Source organism: Amycolatopsis sp. NPDC059235 (assembly GCF_042754125.1).
GTDB lineage: Bacteria > Actinomycetota > Actinomycetes > Mycobacteriales > Pseudonocardiaceae > Amycolatopsis > Amycolatopsis albidoflava.
This window is the reverse complement of the sequence record NZ_JBHZAG010000069.1, coordinates 1-17,945: the sequence shown is the minus strand read 5'-3', so window position 1 is coordinate 17,945 and position 17,945 is coordinate 1. Positions and strand designations below refer to the sequence as shown.

Annotated in this window: 21 protein-coding genes and 1 pseudogene; 11 read left to right on the top strand and 11 right to left on the bottom strand. The window is 69.3% G+C overall.

All coding sequences use genetic code 11. The features are described from left to right. Positions 1-10: 10 nt before the first annotated feature. Positions 11-625: a DUF47 domain-containing protein gene (locus ACFXI3_RS34060; protein WP_378405185.1), complete on the top strand. Its 615-nt coding sequence runs from the start codon at positions 11-13 to the stop codon at positions 623-625. Beyond that, positions 626-1,621, top strand: coding sequence for an inorganic phosphate transporter (locus ACFXI3_RS34055; protein WP_344264553.1), 996 nt, complete (start codon positions 626-628; stop codon positions 1,619-1,621). It abuts the gene before it with no gap. Here the strand turns inward: ACFXI3_RS34055 and ACFXI3_RS34050 are convergent, their stop codons facing one another. The 3 genes from ACFXI3_RS34050 to ACFXI3_RS34040 are packed head-to-tail and all read right to left on the bottom strand — an operon-like array spanning position 1,622 to position 2,942. Beyond that, entirely contained in the window at positions 1,622-2,251 is a 630-nt protein-coding gene (locus ACFXI3_RS34050) for a phosphoribosyltransferase (protein ID WP_378405183.1), read from the bottom strand. Next, positions 2,248-2,622, bottom strand: coding sequence for a hypothetical protein (locus ACFXI3_RS34045; protein ID WP_378405181.1), 375 nt, complete (start codon positions 2,620-2,622; stop codon positions 2,248-2,250). Before ACFXI3_RS34045 ends, ACFXI3_RS34050 begins: the two co-directional genes overlap by 4 nt. After that, positions 2,601-2,942, bottom strand: coding sequence for a DUF3040 domain-containing protein (locus tag ACFXI3_RS34040; RefSeq protein WP_378405179.1), 342 nt, complete (start codon positions 2,940-2,942; stop codon positions 2,601-2,603). Before ACFXI3_RS34040 ends, ACFXI3_RS34045 begins: the two co-directional genes overlap by 22 nt. Before the next feature lie 147 nt (positions 2,943-3,089). Here ACFXI3_RS34040 and ACFXI3_RS34035 point away from each other — a divergent pair, with 147 nt between their 5' ends. Further along, positions 3,090-3,305 carry a hypothetical protein gene (locus tag ACFXI3_RS34035; protein ID WP_344264565.1) on the top strand — a complete coding sequence of 72 codons (216 nt, stop codon included), beginning with the start codon at positions 3,090-3,092 and terminating at the stop codon, positions 3,303-3,305. A gap of 119 nt (positions 3,306-3,424) precedes the next feature. On the opposite strand, the gene ACFXI3_RS34030 is transcribed toward ACFXI3_RS34035, so the two are convergent. Further along, the gene (locus ACFXI3_RS34030) at positions 3,425-3,958 is read right to left on the bottom strand and encodes a hypothetical protein (RefSeq protein WP_344264567.1); all 534 of its coding nucleotides are present in this window, start codon (positions 3,956-3,958) and stop codon (positions 3,425-3,427) included. A gap of 434 nt (positions 3,959-4,392) precedes the next feature. Here ACFXI3_RS34030 and ACFXI3_RS34025 point away from each other — a divergent pair, with 434 nt between their 5' ends. The 4 genes from ACFXI3_RS34025 (at position 4,393) to ACFXI3_RS34010 (ending at position 7,384) form a co-directional block, all read left to right on the top strand. Beyond that, positions 4,393-4,683 carry a hypothetical protein gene (locus ACFXI3_RS34025; RefSeq protein ID WP_378405177.1) on the top strand — a complete coding sequence of 97 codons (291 nt, stop codon included), beginning with the start codon at positions 4,393-4,395 and terminating at the stop codon, positions 4,681-4,683. Beyond that, positions 4,676-6,289 (top strand): hypothetical protein, encoded by a 1,614-nt coding sequence (locus ACFXI3_RS34020; protein ID WP_378405175.1) that lies wholly within the window; start codon positions 4,676-4,678, stop codon positions 6,287-6,289. The genes ACFXI3_RS34025 and ACFXI3_RS34020 overlap by 8 nt, the downstream gene beginning before the upstream one ends. Before the next feature lie 11 nt (positions 6,290-6,300). Next, positions 6,301-6,534 carry a hypothetical protein gene (locus tag ACFXI3_RS34015; RefSeq protein ID WP_378405173.1) on the top strand — a complete coding sequence of 78 codons (234 nt, stop codon included), beginning with the start codon at positions 6,301-6,303 and terminating at the stop codon, positions 6,532-6,534. A gap of 88 nt (positions 6,535-6,622) precedes the next feature. Further along, on the top strand, positions 6,623-7,384 hold the full coding sequence (locus tag ACFXI3_RS34010; protein WP_378405171.1) for a hypothetical protein: 762 nt from the start codon (positions 6,623-6,625) through the stop codon (positions 7,382-7,384). Positions 7,385-7,396: 12 nt separating this feature from the next. Here ACFXI3_RS34010 and ACFXI3_RS34005 read toward each other — a convergent pair whose 3' ends face one another. Further along, positions 7,397-7,855 carry a cupin domain-containing protein gene (locus ACFXI3_RS34005; protein ID WP_378405169.1) on the bottom strand — a complete coding sequence of 153 codons (459 nt, stop codon included), beginning with the start codon at positions 7,853-7,855 and terminating at the stop codon, positions 7,397-7,399. 63 nt (positions 7,856-7,918) lie between these two features. Here ACFXI3_RS34005 and ACFXI3_RS34000 point away from each other — a divergent pair, with 63 nt between their 5' ends. Next, positions 7,919-8,473, top strand: coding sequence for a TetR/AcrR family transcriptional regulator (locus tag ACFXI3_RS34000; RefSeq protein WP_378405167.1), 555 nt, complete (start codon positions 7,919-7,921; stop codon positions 8,471-8,473). On the opposite strand, the gene ACFXI3_RS33995 is transcribed toward ACFXI3_RS34000, so the two are convergent. The 3 genes from ACFXI3_RS33995 to ACFXI3_RS33985 all read right to left on the bottom strand — a co-directional run bounded on the left by ACFXI3_RS33995 (position 8,470) and on the right by ACFXI3_RS33985 (position 10,766). Next, positions 8,470-8,829 (bottom strand): hypothetical protein, encoded by a 360-nt coding sequence (locus ACFXI3_RS33995; RefSeq protein ID WP_378405165.1) that lies wholly within the window; start codon positions 8,827-8,829, stop codon positions 8,470-8,472. The two genes, ACFXI3_RS34000 and ACFXI3_RS33995, sit on opposite strands and share 4 nt — an antisense overlap. Positions 8,830-8,883: 54 nt before the next feature. Then, positions 8,884-10,086, bottom strand: coding sequence for an NAD(P)/FAD-dependent oxidoreductase (locus ACFXI3_RS33990; protein ID WP_378405163.1), 1,203 nt, complete (start codon positions 10,084-10,086; stop codon positions 8,884-8,886). A 143-nt stretch (positions 10,087-10,229) separates the two neighbouring features. Beyond that, entirely contained in the window at positions 10,230-10,766 is a 537-nt protein-coding gene (locus ACFXI3_RS33985) for a hypothetical protein (protein ID WP_378405161.1), read from the bottom strand. Positions 10,767-10,927: 161 nt separating this feature from the next. Here ACFXI3_RS33985 and ACFXI3_RS33980 point away from each other — a divergent pair, with 161 nt between their 5' ends. After that, positions 10,928-11,410, top strand: coding sequence for a DoxX family protein (locus tag ACFXI3_RS33980; RefSeq protein WP_378405159.1), 483 nt, complete (start codon positions 10,928-10,930; stop codon positions 11,408-11,410). 52 nt (positions 11,411-11,462) lie between these two features. On the opposite strand, the gene ACFXI3_RS33975 is transcribed toward ACFXI3_RS33980, so the two are convergent. After that, entirely contained in the window at positions 11,463-12,599 is a 1,137-nt protein-coding gene (locus tag ACFXI3_RS33975) for an 8-amino-7-oxononanoate synthase (protein ID WP_378405253.1), read from the bottom strand. Between the two features lie 5 nt (positions 12,600-12,604). After that, positions 12,605-13,663: a biotin synthase BioB gene (gene bioB / locus ACFXI3_RS33970; protein ID WP_378405157.1), complete on the bottom strand. Its 1,059-nt coding sequence runs from the start codon at positions 13,661-13,663 to the stop codon at positions 12,605-12,607. A 48-nt stretch (positions 13,664-13,711) separates the two neighbouring features. Between bioB and ACFXI3_RS33965 the strand changes: the two genes are divergently transcribed. Then, positions 13,712-14,254 (top strand): TetR family transcriptional regulator, encoded by a 543-nt coding sequence (locus ACFXI3_RS33965; protein WP_344264603.1) that lies wholly within the window; start codon positions 13,712-13,714, stop codon positions 14,252-14,254. A 1,007-nt stretch (positions 14,255-15,261) separates the two neighbouring features. Here ACFXI3_RS33965 and ACFXI3_RS33960 read toward each other — a convergent pair. Then, a pseudogene (locus tag ACFXI3_RS33960) lies at positions 15,262-16,491 on the bottom strand (APC family permease); the annotation flags it as partial. A 387-nt stretch (positions 16,492-16,878) separates the two neighbouring features. Between ACFXI3_RS33960 and ACFXI3_RS33955 the strand changes: the two are divergent. Beyond that, complete coding sequence (locus ACFXI3_RS33955; RefSeq protein WP_378405251.1) at positions 16,879-17,811, top strand: bile acid:sodium symporter; 933 nt, start codon at positions 16,879-16,881, stop codon at positions 17,809-17,811. Positions 17,812-17,945 lie beyond the last annotated feature (134 nt).

Below are 17,945 nucleotides of genomic sequence, written 5' to 3'. Positions count from 1 at the left end.
TGATCTTCCGATGCGCATAAAACCTCGCGGAAGCCAGTTCTTCCAGCTGCTCGCGGACGCGGCGGCCAACCTCGTCACCGCCACCGCTTTGCTGCGCGATCTCACCGAGGCGCCGCCCGGAGAGCGGGAGGCCATCGCGGCCCGCCTGCACGAGGTCGAGCACGCGGGAGACGACCTGACGCACACCGTCATGGTCGAGCTGAACAGCACGTTCGTCACGCCGTTCGACCGCGAGGACATCCAGGCGCTGGCCGCGCGGATCGACGACGTCCTTGACTTTTTGGACACTGCGGCCGACCTCGCCGTGCTGTACCGGCTCGAGGAGTTTCCGCCGGGCACCAAGGGGATGCTGCGCGTGTTGTCCCGCGCCGCGGAGCTGACCGCGGAGGCGATGCCCGGGCTGGCGAAGGTCGGCGAGCTCTCGCCGTACTGGATCGAGATCAACGCCCTGGAGAACGAGGCGGACCACACCTACCGGCGGATGCTCGCCGATCTCTTCCAGCCGGGGGCCGACGCGCTCGAAGTGCTCAAGGCGAAGGAAGTCGTCGAACAGTTCGAACTGGCCGCGGACGGATTCGAGCACGTCGCGGACGTGGTGCAGACGATCGCGGTCAAGGAGTCCTGAGTGGACGGCACCGCCGCGCTGATCGCGGTCGTGGCGCTGACGATTTTCTTCGATTACACCAACGGTTTCCACGACGCGGCCAACGCGATCGCCAGCGCGGTGTCGACGCGGGCGCTCCCGCTGCGCACCGCGCTCGTGCTGGCCGCGGTGATGAACCTGGCCGGAGCGCTGCTGTCGACCGGGATCGCCGCGACTGTCGCGAAAGGAATCATCGACGTCCCGGCCGGCCCGGGCGCGCTGACCGTGGTGCTCGCCGCGCTGGTCGGCGCGATCGCGTGGAACCTGGTGACCTGGTATTTCGGACTGCCGTCCTCGTCGTCGCATTCGCTGATCGGCGGCATGGTCGGGGCCGCGCTGGCGGCGGCGAGCACGGTGCACTGGACCGGCATCGTGGAGAAGGTGCTGGTGCCGATGGTCGCTTCGCCGCTGCTCGGGCTCGTGCTCGGTTATGCGGCGATGGTGGCGGTGCTGTGGTTGCTGCGGCGGGCGAATCCGCACCGCAGCGGCCGGGTGTTCCGGCGGCTGCAGATCGTGTCGGCCTCGGCGCTGGCGCTGGGGCACGGATTGCAGGACGCACAGAAGGGGATGGGCGTGCTCGTCCTGGCGCTGATCGCGGCGGGAAAGCAGAACACGTTTTCGGTGCCCCTGTGGGTGACACTGGTGTGCGCCGGGGCGTTGTCGCTCGGTACCTGCTCGGGTGGTCTGCGGATCATGCGGACGTTGGGCCGCCGGGTGTTCCCGCTCGACCCGCCGCACGGGTTTGTCGCGGAATCCGTTGGGGCGTCGGTGCTGTACCTGACTGCTTTCGCGGTGAAGGCGCCGATTTCGACCACGCACGTGATCACGGCGGCGGTGATGGGGGTCGGCGCGACGCGGCGGCTTTCGGCGGTGCGGTGGGGGATCGCGCGCGACATCGTGCTGGGGTGGGTGCTCACGTTCCCGGCCGCGGCGGGGGTCGCGGCGCTGGTTTTCTGGCTGTTGTCGGCGTTCGGCTGATCACCGGGGAACGAGGGCGAGGACTTCGTCGTCGCTGGTCGGGCTGAAGTCCGAATAGAACTCGCCGACCGCGCGGAAGCCCTCCGGCTCGCGGAGGCACACCACCTCGTCCGCCTCCCGGGCGAGCTTGTCCACCGCGGACGGCGCGCCGACCGGAGCGGCGAAGACCAGCCGCAACGGTGCGGACGAGCGAAGGGCTCGCAGCGCGGCGATCGCGGTCCCGCCGGTGGCCACGCCGTCGTCGACCACCACCACGTCGCGCCCGGCCGGCGAGCGCGGGACGCGACTGCCCAGGTAGCGGCGGACCTGGTCGCGGGCTTCGGTGCGGGCGTGGTCGACGAGAGGGGCGACGTCGTCGACCGTCAGCCCGAGCGCGCGGAGCCCGGCGCGGTCGAAGAACGGCGGCCCGTCCGCCGCGACGGCGCCGAGGCCGAGCTCCGGCCGTCCCGGCGCGCCGATCTTGCGGGCGACCAGGAGTTCCAGCGGTGCGTCCAGTTCACGGGCGACGGGTGCGGCGACCGGCAGGCCGCCGCGGGCGAGCCCGAAGACGACCGGGTCGGCCCACTCCCGCCAGGCCAGCGCGGCGGCGAGCCGGGCACCCGCGTCGGCGCGGTTCCGGAACGGTCTCACCAGCGGACTTTCCTTGCCCAGCAGCGGAATCGACAGTCCTTTTCGGACTTCACGGTGCGGCGCAGCGGCTGTCCGGTCACCGCGCCGTGATTCAGCACCGGCTGGACGGCGTGCCCTTTTGCCTGCTGGTCGAACCCGCGCGGGCCGTCCGCCGGTTCCCGCAGGTTCGCGGGCTGGCCCGGCGGCTGAGGCAGGCCGGTTTGCCCGAAACCGAGATAGGCCACTTCGGTGTCGCGCCGGTATTCCTCGGATCGGAGGTCGGCGAACCGCGAGCTGAACGCGACATTGGCCCCGACGTCGATCGGCCCCGGCTCACGTTCGGCCCGGCGCACTCCGGTGCCGGCCCCGGTCACGACTGCGACGGGCGGCATGGAAATCCTTTTCCCGGGCCGGGAGTCCGGCGGGCCGGCGGACGCAGGCATTCCTGGCGGGCGACGTGCCCGCACACCGCGACCGCGGCCAGCACGAAGCCGAGCAGCGCGAGCGGCACCTCCGGCGGAAAGGCGATCCCGCAGGCCACGAGCCCGGCGGCGATCGCGGTGAGAGCCCAGCACGCCACCGGCCACACCCTGCGCAGCGGCCACGCCTTTTCGCCGAAGGCACGGCGCACCCACAGCGCGTCGGTGGCGAGAAGATCCCGTTCCATCGACCGCAGCGCCCGGCGGGGATCCGGCTGTCGGTGTGGCCCCATCGCCTGCTCCCTTCCGCCTGACTGACGGCTTACCCGCTTCCGGCCAGCGCAAACCGGAAGGGCGGAAGCGTCCGGTTTGCCCGGGAAGACGACGGGTAACCGGGCGGGCGGGCGCACTCGCCGGAGAACCTATGGAGGGAGCACGAGATGAGCAGGCTGCTGGTGGACCCGGAAAGCGCGACAGTCCCTTGTGGACAGTGCGGACGCGAGGCGGTGCACGTGGGAAGGCTGGTCCAGGAGGACGGGACTCCGGTCAGCCACGCCGTGGTGTGCACGGTGTGCCGCGCGCACCGGCCGGGGCCGGGCCTGGGGGACACGCGACGCCCACGGCTGGCCGTGCTTTCGCGGCCCGCCGAACGCTGAGCGCCGCCCTGTCGCAGGTCCGTGAAGGGCTCCTTGAGGGAATCAGATTCCCTCAAGGAGCCCTTCACGGACATTGCGGTTTCGGGCCTACGCGAGGGCCCGGAAGCTGAAACCCCAGATCAGTCGATGCCCAGCACGGATTCCGCGGTGGTCCAGTTGGTCAGCATCGCGTGCTGCGCGTCGGCCAGCGTGGCCTTCCCCGCGCACACCGCCTTCTTCACCGCGTTCTCGACGGAATCCTTGCTGTAGGAGTTCTGGTCGCCGTCGTGCGGTTCGGGCCAGAGGTTCTTCGGGTCCTTCGGCGCGCCGCCCAGTTCGAGCGGCAGGAAGTGGTCCTCCTCGTACGAGCTGAGCGACGTGTCGGAGTAGCCGTAGTCGATGATGCCCTGCTTCTTGAGCTGGTTGGTGTAGGACGTCGGCGGGCGGATGGTGGCCGTCCAGCCGGAGACGCAGATCGTGTCGTCGATGGTGTCCTGGGTGACGTCCGGGTTGGTCGCGCCGGGCGTGCAGGCCGGGTCGGGCAGCGGAAGGTACGACTGCGAGCACTTCGCGGCCAGCGAGTGCTGGACGTCGGCGTGCGCGGCCGGCGCGACCAAAGCGAGCGAACCGGCCAGAATGACGGCAGGCGCGGCGAAACGGGCAAGTCGGGACATGGAAATCTCCTCCTCGGGCACGGTCGCGCCAGCGTCCGCCGTGACCGGGTTATCGCGGTACCTACCTTCGAAGGAATGAGTGAAGAATTAACCGGGCGCTCAACTTGTCGGGCGACAAAATGCACAAGGTGGACGTAGGCGCGGGGTTGCGAAGCGGCTTTCGCGCGAGATGATCAGCGAATGCGGCGCAACCCGGTCAAGTGCGGGTCAACGGCCCAAAACAGCTTGATCCGCCAGCATTCGGGCGTACGGGGCAGGGGGCGGGCCGAGGGCTCCCGGCGCTTGGAAAGGTTCTTGGAAACTGTTTCCGGTCGGTTTTTATGCGCCTTCGTCGGGAGTCGGGGAAAAAATGGTGCAATCGATTTCCGCTGCGCCGTTCGGCTGAAGGTTGCGGGGCTCCGGTATCCGTTCTCGGCTCTTGTGCGACCTTTTTCGTGAACGCCGCCGAAATGGATCTTTTCGGGCGGATTTCCCGGGGGTGGGCGATGGGCGAACGGTCCGGTGCGGGACGCGCCGAGGGCGCGGAAAGCGGCCCGGCGAACGAAAACGCGCCCGCCGAACCGGAACCGGGGTACGAGATTCCGATCGGGATGCCGGTTCCGGCCGCCGAGATGGAACGGCTGAAAGCGGCGGCGCGGCGGCACCGCGATCGGGAGGAGGCCGACGCCCCGGCACGGGCCGGCGACGAGGCCGCGGAGGAAGAGGGTGATCACCGTGATGCCTGAAGCACAGGTGCTCGAGGGCCAAGCCGGAGAAACGGCCGGCGGCGCGTCGCGGGAAATGGCGGATCTGACGGTCGGCGAACTGCTCGCCGAACCGCCGTCGCCGGACCGGTCTCCGTTGTTCGCGCAACGGTTCCCGGTTCCGGTCGAGGAGTACGACCAGCTCAAGACCGGGGCGCGGGAGCACGGCGCGGAAGCGCTGGCGCCCGGGGACGCGCTCGACGCACAGCTCGACGAGGAGGCGGCGGCGGAACTGTCGGAGGAGAATCCGCCGGAGGACGAGATCGTCGAGGGGCTGGCCCCGGCGGCGTCGGCGAGTTTCGAGGGGATCTCGCAGACCGCTTTCCGGCCGCCGGACTGCACGGTCGCGGTCGGCCCGAAGCAGGTGATGGCGGCGGTCAACGTCGACCTGGTCGGCTACGACAAGACCGGCCTGCAGCAGTTCCGGTGGGCGAATTTCACCGCGATGTTCAACCCGGTGCTGCCTGCCGGGGCGCAGCTTTTCGACCCGAAACTGGCCTATGACCACTACAGCGGCCGATGGATCGTCTGCATCGCCGCCCGGCGCGCCAACCCGCAGGGCTCCTGGATCATGCTCGGCGTCTCGCAGACCGGCGACCCCGCGGGCGGGTACTGGATCTGGAGCACCGACGCGACCGCGAACGGGTCCACCGCCACCGCGAACTGGTCGGACTACCCGATGCTGGGCTTCGACTCCCAGGCGATTTACGTGTCCACCAACCAATTCGCGTTCGGCGGCGGGTTCGCCTACGCGAAACTGCGGATCTTCAACAAGGCGGAGCTGTACGGCGGCGGTGCGGGCGGCGGCCACACCATCCGCTGGTGGGACTTCTGGGGCCTGAAGAACCCGGACCGCAGCGCCGCGTTCTCCGTGCAGCCGTGCTGCCATTTCCAAGGCGTGGGCGGGAATCCGCGGGCTTACCTGGTGAATTCGCTGTTCCCGTCGGGGTCGAGCCTGACGCTGTGGACGCTCTCGAACCCGCTCGGCCTGTGGTCCGGCGGCGCGCCGGCGCTCACCTCGACCGCGGTGAACTGCCGCAGCTACAACCTGCCGCCCGGCGCGGTGCAAAAGGACGGCGGGACAACGAGAATCGCCACGAACGACACCCGGCTGCTCAACGCGGTCTTCCAAGCGGCGGGCCGAACGCAGCGCCTGTGGACGACGCACACCTCCGCGTACAGCTGGCCGGGCGACTCCGAGGCGCGGTCAGTGGTGCAGTGGTACGAGATCGACGTGCCCAGCCACTCGATCACGCAGCAAGGAGCGTTCGGCGCGCCGCGCAGGCACTACTTCTTCCCGGTGGTCCAGACTGACATTTCCCGCAACGCCCACGTCGCGTTCGGCCGGTCCGCGGACGACGAGTACGGCCACTTCCGCCAGACCGGCCGCCTCGCCACCGACCCGCCGGGAACGTTGCAGGGCAGCGCTTCGGTGATCGCCGGGCAGAGCGCCTACACCGGCGGCAGATGGGGCGACTACTTCGGCATTGGCCGGGACCCGTCGGATTCCCGGACGGTGTGGAGCTACGGCGAATACGCCGGCGCGGGCAACACCTGGCGGACGCGCCTCAACGCGGCGAAGTACTGAGGGAGGCTTTCATGAACACTGCACAAAAGCTCCGGATCACGGCAGAGGCCGTGCTCGCCGCGCTCAGCGCCGTCGCGCTGGTGCTGACGTTGACCGTTCCGGATTGGATCGAGCGCACGACCGGCGCGTCCCCGGACGGCGGGGGCGGCGAAGCTGAGTGGCTGCTGACGGCTGTCGCTTGCGTGGCGACGGTGTTGTTCGCCGGGTTGGCCGCGTGGGAGTGGCGGCGGTTGCGGACCGTGTGAGCGGTTGAGCGGGTACCGGCTTTCGGGCCGGTGCCCGTTTCAGCGCGGAAAGCCAGACGGGAATCTCGCGCCGCCCTAGGCTGGTCCGGTGACTGTCTTCGAGCCGTCGTCCGAGATTCGCCGCTCTGACCTTCCGATGTATCTGGTGGAAGACCCGCGCGCGCCGGCCGGACCCGGTTCCCGGAATACCTTCGGCGGCAGGCCGATCCTGCCCGCGGGCGAGGACTGGCCGGAGTGCTACTGCGGCGCGCGGATGGTGCTCTTCTTCCAGTTGGACGTCCCGCCGGACATCCCGCGGTTCGGCGGCGACCATCTGCTCGTGTTCCAGTGCCCGGTGCACAACGACGCGGCCTGCCTCCCAGGCGATCCGGAACAGCTTCCGGAGCGCTACTGGGAAAATCCGCATGTGCTGGACCACCCCGGTGCGTTCTGGCGAATCCTGCTGCACCGGGACCCGACCGGCCCGGCCGACGCGGAGGAACCGCATCTCCTCGGCTACGAACTGGTGCTCCGTCCGGAGTACGAGACGGAGACCGTGTGGCGGGCGGTTCCTCCGGTCCCGCGCGGAATGTTCACCGAATTGCGCGTCGGCCGGTTGGAGTTCAAAGTCGGAGGGCTGCCGCGCTGGCTTCAGCACGCGGAAGCCCGCCGCTGCGTGTGCGGCGCCGAGATGGTGTTCCTGTGCGAGATTCCGGGGGAAACCACTTTCGCGAGGAGGCCCGGCCAGCCGGAACAGCCGCATACGTTCGATCCCGACTGCTACCTGCTCTTTCTCGGCAACGAGATCTACCTGCACGCGTGCCCGGCGCGATGCCACCCGGCCGCAATCTGGCCGGTGCTGCAGCACTGAGCCCGCGCGGCGTCACTCCTCATAAGTGATCGAGTACCGAGCCGCCACCGGATTGATCTTCACTGGGTCCACCGCGCCGTCCGTCAGCACCGCCGGCCCGGCCTCGAACAGGTCCTCCAGATAGTGCTCCCACCCGCCGGGCGAAGAGATCTGCAGCAACCGCGGCGCGGGATCCGACACCGCCCGCAGCGCGTGCGGGACCCCGTGCGGCAGCAGCACGAACATCCCCTTCGTCGCGACATGCGTCTCGTCGGCGAAGTCCATGCCCAGTTCGCCTTCCAGGACGTAGATGCACTCATCGGCCTCGTGGTGGACGTGGCGCGGGATGTCGCGCGCCAGCGTCACCTCCAGCAGCGAGAACCGGGTCTCGGTGTCGCCTGTCATCGCCTTCACCGCGAACGCGGGCGGCAGCGGCACCCGGCCCGGGCGCGCCTCGCCGGGCTGCAGCAGCAGGAAGCGGTCCTTCGTCATGGGGTATCCTCTCAACTATCGGAAGCGGAGTCCGTTTCCAGATTAACCAGAGGAGGGCGTCGGTTGTCAACGGAGCGCAAGCCGAGGGCGGACGCGGAACGCAACCGGGCGCGGGTGCTGGAGGCGGCCCGCGCGCTGCTCGCCGAGCACGACGACGTCCAGTTGCCGGAGATCGCGCGGGTCGCCGGGGTGGGCGTCGGGACGGTGTACCGGAATTTCCCGGACCGGCGGGCGCTGGTGGAAGCGTTGGCGGAGCAGCGGTTCGCCGAGATCGCGGAGTACGCGCGGAAGCGGTGCCTCGACGGGAAGTCCGGAGTCAAACGCTATCTGCGGCACGTCGGCGAGGTGCTGTCGGGGGACCGGGCGCTGTCGTCCGCGATCGAGACGGCGCGCGGGTCAGTGGGGAGCGAACCGCGCGGCGACGCACTGGCAGAGCTGGAAACCGTGCTGGCGCAGGCGATCGCGGCGGATCAGGCGGCGGGGGTGCTCCGCGCGGATTGCACGGTCGGCGACGTGTACCTGCTTGTCGGCTGCTTGTCGTCAGTGGTCCGAACGGGGAGCGGGGACTGGCGGCGGTTTCTGGAACTGGCGCTGGAGGGGTTGCTGCCCCGGGACTAGTCGTCCAAGCGCATCAGGTGAGACGTGAGTTCGCCGCAGTCGTGCATCGCGATCAGCACGGCGGTCATTTTCCGCACGCCGGGTTCGCGGACGATCACCTCATCGACACCGGCGAAATAACTGCCACCGGCACACTCGCCGGTGCTTTCCCAGCGGCGTATGATCCGGTCGACCTCGTCGAGGGTGAACATCGTCGCGCTCCACCGGGAGCCGTCGGGATAGCGGACCTCGACGTCGACGTTGTGCACCTCCTCGGGGGCCTCTCCGCCGCCGACTAGGAACATCGCGTCGAACGCCGAGGTGCGGAAGACGTAGTACGGAGAGTCCCAGCCGTCGGAAAGAATTTCGGCCCCCACGGCGAAAAGCCTAGCGGGCCGCCCCGGACGCGGAGCGGCCCGCGGGCGCGGAAATCAGGCGAGGTCCTCCAGCGCGACCCCGGGGTCGGCCAGCCGCTCCGGGTCCACCGCCTTGCCGGAGCGGATGAGCGCCTTGATCGGGTCCGTGACGTCCCAGACGTTGACGTTCATCCCGGCCAGCACGCGGTTTTCCTTGAGCCAGAAGGCGATGAACTCGCGCCCGGCCACGTCGCCGCGGAACACGACGCGGTCGTGGCCCTCGATGGCGCCGAGGTATTCCATGCCGAGGTCGTACTGGTCGGTGAAGAAGTACGGCAGCTCGTCGTACGACTCCTCCTTGCCGAGCATCCCGGCCGCGGCCACGGCGGGCTGGTTGAGCGCGTTCGCCCAGTGTTCGACGCGCACGTGCTTGCCCAGGAACGGGTGGTAGGCGTTCGCGACGTCGCCCGCGGCGAAGATGTCCGGGTCGCTCGTGCGCAGGCTCGCGTCGGTCACCACGCCGTTGTCGACGCGGAGGCCGGCCGCCTCGGCCAGTTCGACGTTCGGCTTCGCGCCGATCCCGGCCAGCACGGCGTCCGCTTCGAGGACGCTGCCGTCGCCGAGGCGGATCCGCTTGCTCTGGCCGCCGTTGGAGATGTGCTCGACCTGGACGCCGAGCCGCAGGTCGACGCCGTGCGCGCGGTGCAGGTCGGCGAACACCGGCGCGACCTCCGGGCCGAGTGCGGTGATCAGCGGCAGTTCGAGCGCCTCGACGACGGTGACCTCCACCCCGGCCTGGCGCGCGGCGGCGGTCGCTTCGAGGCCGATCCAGCCGCCGCCGACGACGACCAGCTTGGCCGCGGTGCCGAAGAGCTCCCGGAGGCGGTCGGAGTCCTCGATGCGGCGCAGGTAATGGATTCCCGCGGTGTCGGGCAGCACGCGCGGGCTCGCGCCGGTGGCCAGCAGGAGCCTGTCGTAGCCGAGGCTGGTGCCGTTGTCGAGCGTCACCTGCTTCTCGTCCCGCGCGATCGCCGTCGCCTTGACGCCCTGGCGCAGCTCGACGTTCTTCTCGGCGTACCACGCGGCGTCGTGCACCTGGAAGCTCTCGGCCTCGGCGTTGCCCGCGAGGTAGTCCTTCGACAGCGGCGGACGCTCGTAGGGCAGGTGCCGCTCGTCGCCGACGATAGTGATTTTCCCGTCGAAACCCTTGTCGCGCAACGCTTCGGCGGCTTTCGCTCCGGCCAGCCCGGCTCCGATGATGACGAACGACGAGGTCACGGACGAACTCCTTCGGTGCGGGGACGACGGGAGTACTTATATCACTAGCGAAGTTTGGTCTTATTCGGCCGCTCGGTCAAGTTCGCCTGATCAGAGGTACCCCATTGAGACTGCGCCTACCCGGAAGGGCGTTACCTCGCTGCTCAGCCGTACCCGCCGCCGGTGTAGCCGCCCCCGCTGTACCCGCCGGTGCTCGACGGCGCGGTGCTGGGCGCGGCGGGCGCTGCCGCGTTGGTGATCGCGGTGCCGTCCGGCGCGACCATCCACCACAGCCCGCCGCTGAGGTTCAGGCCCTGGCCGTTGGTCTGGCCGGCGGAGTGGTCGCCGAGGTACCGGTACAGCGGATGGCCGCTGAGCGTTTCCTGCTTGGACCCGTCCTGCCGGGTGATGGACCCGATGCTGCCCTGCGCGGGTCCGGTGAGCTGGGTGCCTGCCGCGACCGGGGGCCAGTAGCTCGCGCAGCTGGCGGTGCAGGCGGATTGGCCGTTGTGGTCCGCGGCGAACACGTAGATCGTGTCGCCCTTGCTGTCGGTCAAATGCGTCGGAGCGGCGGGCGGTGCGGCCGTGCTCCCGCCAGTGCCGCTGGTGCCGCCGCCGCATGCTGCGGCGAACAAGCCCGCCCCGGCCAGCGCGGCCAAGAGTCCGAAAGTTCTTGGGGTCGCCCGAATTTTGACCTTCATCCCAGCCTCCAACAGTACGTGGGCGGTGTCCTTCCCTCGACACGCGGCCGGCGCCGGAACGGTTCAGTTCGATTTAGCGAGCGTCACAGCGTCTGGACGGGAGGAACTCCGGCCCGTACGGTATGGCAAGCCTTACCTTAGTCACTCTCCGAGGGGGACCCATGCCAGAGCGTGTGCTCGACCGGGCCGTCCCGTTCGTGCTCGGCCTGTTCCGGATCGTCGTCGGCCTGCTCTTCGCGGCCCACGGCGCGGCGGCGCTGTTCGGGATTTTCGGCGGCGGCCCGAAGGGCGGAACGGTCGCGGCCGGCGTGTGGCCGTCCTGGTACGCGGCGGTGATCCAGCTCGTGGGCGGCCTTCTGGTGGCCTTCGGAGTGGGCACCCGGATCGCGGCGCTGGTCGCGTCGGGCTCGATGGCGTATGCGTACTTCGTGGTCCACCAGCCGGACGGGTTGCTCCCGCTGCAGAACCACGGCGAGCCCGCGGCGATGTTCTGCTGGGCGTTTCTGTTGCTGGCCTTCACTGGGCCGGGCGCGCTGGCGCTCGATGCGTTGTTCCGGAAGGGGCCGGGTGAGGCTCGCGGTGCGCGACCGCTGGGTGTCGTGGTGGGCGGCACGGTTCCGGCCAATCCCGGTGCGGGCGACTAGGGCGTCGCAAGCGAAAGGCGCGCGTGGAGTTCACGACCTTGGCGTCGGCCGGTCAGACGATGCTCGCGGTGCGCGACCACCGGGCAGCGAGCCGCGCGGCTTCCTGCGCACGGTCCAAGTCAACACCGGCGCGCGCGACCAGCCGGAGCCGCGAAATGCCGTCGGGAACGCTCGGCGGGCGGAAGCAGCCGACGACGATGTCCTTTTCGTACAGCAGGTTCGCGGCGGCCACAGCCTGCTCCGGCGAGTCCGCGGGAATCGACTGGACCGCACCAGGCGCCCGCGAAACCCCTGCGGCGTCGGCGATCGCGACTGCGGCGCGGTGCAGCTCCTCGACGCGCGAAGGCTCGGCCGCGATGATCCGGCACGCTTCAGCCGCGCTCGCGGCAGCAGCGGGGGCGAGGCCGGTGTCGAAGATGAACGTCCGCGCGGTGTTCACCAAGTGCTCGCGCAGCAACGGCGATCCCAGCACCGCACCGCCCTGTGCGCCCAATGCCTTCGACAAAGTGGCAGTCACCGCGACGTGCGGCGCGCCCGCGAGACCGGCCGCGTGCACCGCGCCCCGGCCGTTGCCCGCGACGCCGATGCCGTGTGCTTCGTCCACCACCAGGAACGCGTCGTATTCAGCGCACAATGCCGCGGCGCGACCAAGATCCGTGGCATCGCCGAGCACCGAATAGATCGACTCGACCACCACGATCGCCCGTTCCTGCGACCGGTCGCGCAGCAGCCGCGCGAGCGCGTCCAGGTCGCCGTGCGGGCAGATCGCGACGGGGGAGCGGGACAGCCGCGCGCCGTCGATCAGCGACGCGTGGATGTGCGCGTCGGTGATCAGCAGCGTGTCCGGCGAACCGAGTGCGGTGATGATGCCGATGTTGGCCGTATAGCCGCTGGAAAACCCGAGCGCGGCCGGTTGACCGGTGAGGTCGGCCAGCTCGCGTTCCAGTTCCGTGTGACACGGCGTGGTGCCGGTGACGACTCGCGACGCGCCCGCGCCCGCGCCGTACTTCTCGACGGCTTGGACGGCGGCCGCGCGCAATCGCGGATCAGTGCTGAGGCTCAGGTAATCGTTCGACGCGAGGTCCAATGTGGACGCTCGCGGATGCCGCCGGTCATCGGTCCGCCGGACGAGGCCGGCGACGTGCCGGTCCCGCTCGGCGGAGGTCAGCCAGTCGTGCATCGACACCATGGCGGTCACGCGTTAGGTGCGGCGGCGGTGCCCGCGCCGCGTTCCCGCAGGGCGGGGGAGGAGTGCTCGGCCTGCTGCTGTTCGCCCGCGCCGAGGACCTCGAACCCGGCGTCGGCGATCATCTCCAGGTCGGCCTTCGCGGCCTGGCCTTCGCTGGTGAGGTAGTCGCCGAGGAACAGCGAGTTGACCACGTGCAGCGCGATCGGCTGCAGCGAACGCAGGTGCATCTCGCGCCCGCCGGCCATCCGGACTTCCTTTGTCGGGCAAGCGAATCGCGCCAGCGCGAGGATGCGCAGCGCGCGCAGCGGGTTCAGCTCCCAGGTTCCGGCGAGCGGCGTGCCCTCGAACGGCATCAGGAAGTTGACCGGGATCGAATCGCTGTCGATGTCGCGCAGCGCGAAGATCGCGTCGATCAGCTCGTCGTCGGTCTCGCCCATGCCGACGATCAGGCCGGAGCACGCGGAAAGCCCGGCGGACTTGGCCTTTTCGACGGTGTCCACCCGGTCGTCGTACCCGTGCGTCGTGCAGATCTCGGAGTACCGGGACTCGCTCGTGTTGAGGTTGTGGTTATACGCGTCGACGCCGGCCTCGCGCAGCTTCTCGGCCTGACCGTCCTTAAGCAGCCCGAGACACGCGCACACCTCTACGTCGGCGTGGGCGGACTTCACCGCCTCGACGGCCTGCGCGACGCGGTCGACGTCGCGATCGCTCGGCCCGCGCCCGCTCGCGACCAGGCACACCCGCGACGCGCCGCCTTGGACGCCCGCGCTCGCCTGGCGCGCCGTTTCCTCGGCGGACAGCCACGAGTACTTGAGGATCTGCGCGGACGACCCGAGCCGCTGCGAGCAGTACCCGCAGTCCTCGGGGCACAGGCCCGATTTCAGGTTGACGAGGTAGTTGACCTTGACCCGGTTGCCGAAGTGCGCGCGCCGCAGCCGCCCGGCCGCCGCGACCAGGCCGAGCACGTCCTCGTCCGGGCATTCCAGCACCGCGCGGGCGTCAGTTCGGTCGAGTACGCCGCCGGCCAGCTGCCGGTCGGCCAGGTCGTCGAAGGTTTTGAACACCTATCAAATCCTAGGCGGCCGCTCGGCCGGAAGCAAGCGGCAGGCAGAATGAGAGGGGTGAAGGTGACGCGAGACCAGATCGTCGACCGGGCGTACGAGCTGCTGCGGGAAGCGGGGCTGAGCAGCCTGTCGATGCGGCGGGTGGCCCTCGACCTGGGGGTCCAGCCGGGCGCGCTGTACTACCACGTCGCCAACAAACAGGAGCTGCTCGCCGTCGTCGCCGCGCGGATCCTGAAGGGCCTGCCGGGGGTGGCGAAGGACCCGCGCGACGCGGCTGAGGGCTTCCGCTCGGCGCTGCTGCAAGTCCGCGACGGGGCCGAGGTGGTGTCGTTCGTGCAGGCGTATCGGCCGGACCTGCTGGTGCCCACGCACGCGCTGCGCCGGCTGTTCACCGGGAAGTTCGACGAGCGGCGCGCGGAATGGGCGGCGCGGACGGTCGTCCACTATGTACTCGGCTTCGTCTCGGAGGAGCAGAACCACGCCGAGCTGGTGCGTGCCGGGATCGTCGAGGAGGATCCGGCGCACAGCGGGGATTCGGACGAGGCGTTCGGGTTCGGGATCGATGCGATCCTCAGCGGGCTGGCCTCGTGAGTGTTGGGGGGGGGGGGGGGCGCCCCCCCGCCCGGACCCCCCCCACCAAGCGACCACACACACGCACCTGACCGGTCTTCCTCCTCTTCGCTGGCGGCTTCGAGGATGTGGCAGACCGGATCGCGGATGACCAGCGGCGTGCCCTCGGCGACTCGGCCGCTCACGCGCACCACTTGGCCGGGTTCGAGATCGGGATGCGCCTGGGTGAACTCCAGTGCGACCGTCGCGGTGTCGTCGGTGAGTTGTGCCGTAAGAACCGGCCCGCGAGTGTCCTCTTCGGACACTGTCAGTTCCTGAAGCCTCCCATCGATGCTGACGTCAGTGCCGGGCCGCAGTTCGGCAAGGGCGCTGGGCGTCAGCTCCTCCTTCGACGTGGAACCGATCCGGGTGAGCAGCCGTTCGACTGCCGCGGTGGCGCGTTCCTCGGGCAGGTGCGGCATGAGCGTGCGGATCCGGGTCTGCACGTCGTAGGGCACGATCGTCGCGGCGGCTTGCGGGATGCGGCTGACGATGCGGGCGATCCGGTCGGCGGTCCGGTCGTGCAGCAGCCGTCCGAGCAAAGGCGCGTAGCTTCGACGCGGCAGGAGCACGGTGACGCTGGTCCGTTCCGCGTCGGCGATCGCCTTCTGCACCAACGTGTAAGCGGCGCGGGCGATTCGCCGGTCAGGCACGTCGATCAGCCGCAGGCCGGTTTTCATGCCGAGTTCCTCCCAGCGGGCGCGCAGGCGTTCGGCGGCTTGGGCGTCGATCACGAAGTGCACGGCGGTGATCTTGTCCGGCCGGAGGCTCTTGCCGTACCGCAATGCTTCGAGGACGGCCAGGTCGATCGTATTGACCAGCACGAAAACCTGGTGGCGCGCGTATCGCGTCGGGTTGGCGCGGTTGGCGGTGATGCGTTCGAGCACGGCGGCTTCGGCGCGGTACTCGCGGTTGAGCCGGATGAGGACGAACACGAGGATCGGGAAGACTACCACGACCAGCCACGCGCCCTCGGTGAACTTGGCGATGGCGAAGATGCCGACGACCACAGTGGACAGAATTCCGGCGGCGAGGTTGACCGAGAGTTTGAACCGCCAGCCCTGTTCGCGCAGGCGCAGATGGTGTTTGGTCATGCCGTATCCGGCCATGGCGAAGCCGGTGAAGACACCGATCGCGTAGAACGGCACCAGTGCGGTCACCGTGCCGCCGGAGAAGAACAGCAGTGCGACGGCGAGCACGGTCAGTACCAGGATGCCGTTGGAGAACACCAGCCGGTGCCCGCGCGTCGTCAGCTGGCGGGGCAGGAAACGGTCGCTGGCCACGAAACTGGCGAGGAACGGGAAGCCGTTGAAGCTGGTGTTGGCCCCGGTGTAGAGGATGAGCGCGGTCGCGGTCTGGATCGCGACGAACATCGCCTGCCCGAACCAGCCGTCGCCGAACACCGCGCGGGCTTCCTGGGAGACCACTGACGGGTAGCCGCTGGCGTACGGAGTCGCGTGGGTGAAGAAGGCAAGCAGCGACACGCCGCCGACCAGGACGCCGAGGATGACGGCCATCGTGACCAGGACCTTGCGGGCGTTGAGGCCGCGCGGGCTGCGGAACGCGGACACTGTGTTGGAGATGGCTTCCACGCCGGTCAGCGACGAACCACCGTTCGCGAAAGCGCGCAGCAGCACCAGGACTGTCGCGCCGGCGATGAGGCCGTCCCCGTGCTGGACCGGCACCGCGCCGGGCAGGTGGGCGGCGTCGTAGGCTGGGAGCCCGACGGTCATCGCCTTGACCAGGCCGACCACGATCATCACCAGCATCAGCGCGGAGAACAGATAGGTCGGGATCGCGAACGGGCGGCCGGCTTCGCGCAGGCCGCGCAGGTTGGCGTAACAGAGCAGGATGACGATCGCGATGGTGATTTCCAGGCTGTACGGCCCGAGCGCCGGGATCGCGGACACCACGGCGACCGTGCCGGCCGAGGTCTGCACGGCGACAGTCACGATGTAGTCGATCAGCAACGCCGCCGCGGCGACCTGCGCGACGCGCGGCCCGAAGTTCTCCCGCGCGACGACGTACGACCCGCCCGCGCGCGTGTAGGCCATCACGACCTGCCGATACGAGGCGGCGACGAGCACCAGGATGACCAGGATCACGCCGGTGATCGGCAGCACCAGGCTGAACGCGGCGAGCCCGGCGTAGGGGAGCAATTCGACCAGGATCTGCTCGGTGCCGTAGGCCGACGACGAGATCGCGTCCGGGGAAAGCACGCCCAACGCGGTCGTGTTGGAAAGGCGTTCGTGCGTTAATTGCGCGTTGATGAGCGGTTTGCCGAGAAACAGCCGCTTCACCGCGTACCCGAACGCGCCCGGTTCCAGGCGGCGCTGGGGTTCTTCCGTGTCTGTCACGGGCTCAGCATGCACGCGCGACCCGCCTGGCACGCGCTGTGCGGCGAGATCAATCCCATTCTGAAATGCGTTAAGAAATGGGCACTTCTCTTGCGTCAGGAGTGCATTAAAACGTCTCTCGCGAGCGTTAGGATTTCGTCAAGACAGTGGCTTTCCGCGGGCGGGCAGGTCAATCGCTAGTCTGGTCCGGTACCTGGCATTCGTGAAGGAGCGCGCCCGTTGTCGCAATCATCCGGTCCGGTGTCGCGGATGGAACGGCACCAGGTCGCCGTCTACCTCGGCGCGCTGGCCGCCGGGGCGCTGCTCGGCTGGCTCGCCCCGGCGGCCGGGCCGGGCCTGGAACCGGCGATCAACCCGATCCTGGCGGCGCTGTTGTACGTCACGTTCCTGCAGGTGCCCGCCGCCGAACTGGGCCGCTCCCTGCGCGACGCCCGGTTCCTCGGCGCCGCGCTGACGGTGAACTTCGTCGTCGTGCCGCTGGTCGTCGCGGCGATGTTCGCCTTCTTCCCGGCCGGACCGGCGCTGCGGCTGGGCATGCTGCTCGTGCTGCTGGCCCCGTGCGTCGACTACGTGATCGTCTTCAGCGGCCTGGCCGGAGGCAGCAGCCGCCGCCTGCTCGCCGCGACTCCGGTGCTGCTGCTCGCGCAGATGATCTTGTTGCCTGGGTTTTTGTATTTGTTCCTGGGCGCTGACTTGGCGCGGGTCGTGCGGATCGGGCCGTTTCTTCGGGCGTTTCTGGTGCTGATCGTGGTCCCGCTGGTGCTGGCCTGGCTTACTCAGGCGTGGGCTGCGCGGCACGCGAGTGGGCGGCGGTTCGCTGATGTAGGCGGGATCGGGATGGTGCCGCTGATGGCTTTGGCGCTGGCGACTGTTGTCGCGTCGCAGACTCCGAAAGTCCACGGGGTTGGGGTAGTTGCGGTGGTGGTGCCGGTTTATGTGGTTTTTCTGGTGGTGATGGCGTTCGCTGGGCTCGGGGTGGTGCGGCTGTTTCGGTTGGATGTTTCGGGTGGGCGGGCGATTGTGTTTACGGGGGCTGCGCGGAATTCGTTGGTGGTGCTTCCGGTGGTGTTGGCGTTGCCGGGTGAGTTTGCTGTTGCGGCGGTGGGGGTGGTGGCGCAGACGTTGGTGGAGGTGGTGGGGATGGTTTGTTATGTGAGGTGGGTGCCTCGGTTGTTGTCTTAGGTGGGGGTGGGTTTGTTGTGGTGAGGTTGGTGGGGTGGGTCACCGAGCTGTGTTTTTGGCGCCGACTTCGTCGTCGCGTGCGGGATCGCTTTTAGCCGGCGTTTGGGGGCTGCCCGGCGTGAGGGGCCTTCGGC

What these genes read in the sequence shown, in the direction of transcription:
- ACFXI3_RS34015 (WP_378405173.1), top strand. Translation starts at nt 6,301, where the DNA reads ATGAACACTGCACAAAAGCTCCGGATCACGGCAGAGGCCGTGCTCGCC.
- ACFXI3_RS34020 (WP_378405175.1), top strand. Translation starts at nt 4,676, where the DNA reads ATGCCTGAAGCACAGGTGCTCGAGGGCCAAGCCGGAGAAACGGCCGGC.
- ACFXI3_RS33975 (WP_378405253.1), bottom strand. Translation starts at nt 12,599, where the DNA reads ATGGTGTCGATGCACGACTGGCTGACCTCCGCCGAGCGGGACCGGCAC.
- ACFXI3_RS34005 (WP_378405169.1), bottom strand. Translation starts at nt 7,855, where the DNA reads ATGACGAAGGACCGCTTCCTGCTGCTGCAGCCCGGCGAGGCGCGCCCG.
- ACFXI3_RS34030 (WP_344264567.1), bottom strand. Translation starts at nt 3,958, where the DNA reads ATGTCCCGACTTGCCCGTTTCGCCGCGCCTGCCGTCATTCTGGCCGGT.
- ACFXI3_RS34040 (WP_378405179.1), bottom strand. Translation starts at nt 2,942, where the DNA reads ATGGGGCCACACCGACAGCCGGATCCCCGCCGGGCGCTGCGGTCGATG.
- ACFXI3_RS34035 (WP_344264565.1), top strand. Translation starts at nt 3,090, where the DNA reads ATGAGCAGGCTGCTGGTGGACCCGGAAAGCGCGACAGTCCCTTGTGGA.
- ACFXI3_RS33985 (WP_378405161.1), bottom strand. Translation starts at nt 10,766, where the DNA reads ATGAAGGTCAAAATTCGGGCGACCCCAAGAACTTTCGGACTCTTGGCC.
- ACFXI3_RS33965 (WP_344264603.1), top strand. Translation starts at nt 13,712, where the DNA reads ATGAGAGGGGTGAAGGTGACGCGAGACCAGATCGTCGACCGGGCGTAC.
- ACFXI3_RS33955 (WP_378405251.1), top strand. Translation starts at nt 16,879, where the DNA reads ATGGAACGGCACCAGGTCGCCGTCTACCTCGGCGCGCTGGCCGCCGGG.
- ACFXI3_RS33980 (WP_378405159.1), top strand. Translation starts at nt 10,928, where the DNA reads ATGCCAGAGCGTGTGCTCGACCGGGCCGTCCCGTTCGTGCTCGGCCTG.
- ACFXI3_RS34045 (WP_378405181.1), bottom strand. Translation starts at nt 2,622, where the DNA reads ATGCCGCCCGTCGCAGTCGTGACCGGGGCCGGCACCGGAGTGCGCCGG.
- ACFXI3_RS34060 (WP_378405185.1), top strand. Translation starts at nt 11, where the DNA reads ATGCGCATAAAACCTCGCGGAAGCCAGTTCTTCCAGCTGCTCGCGGAC.